Origin of the sequence: Salmonella sp. SAL4457, assembly GCF_046548235.1 — a bacterium.
In the GTDB taxonomy this organism is placed as follows: Bacteria; Pseudomonadota; Gammaproteobacteria; order Enterobacterales; family Enterobacteriaceae; genus Salmonella; species Salmonella enterica.
Genome location: NZ_JBGDZO010001488.1, coordinates 1 through 230 on the forward strand (window position 1 = coordinate 1; position 230 = coordinate 230).

Here is a 230-nt window from a genome sequence, read left to right on the forward strand (position 1 = left end):
GCCCTGCGGTCCGGCATCGACCTTGAGGATTCCAAGTTTTTCCGCCTGCAGCTTCAGAAGGGTCAGGCGCATCAGGTTCTTCGCCGGATCGGGCAGGAGCCCGAAGCGGTCGATCATCTCCACCTGCAACTCGCGCAAACCTTCCTCGTCAGGGGCGTTGGCGATGCGCTTGTAGAGGATCAGCCGGGCATGCACGTCGGGCAGGTAATCCTCGGGGATCAGCGCAGGCA

At 62.6% G+C, this 230-nt stretch carries 1 protein-coding gene; it reads right to left on the bottom strand.

The window, feature by feature from the left end; all coding sequences use genetic code 11:
* On the bottom strand, positions 1-230 hold a 230-nt coding region (locus ACLJNW_RS29150; RefSeq protein WP_410962160.1), incomplete at both ends, for a TRCF domain-containing protein.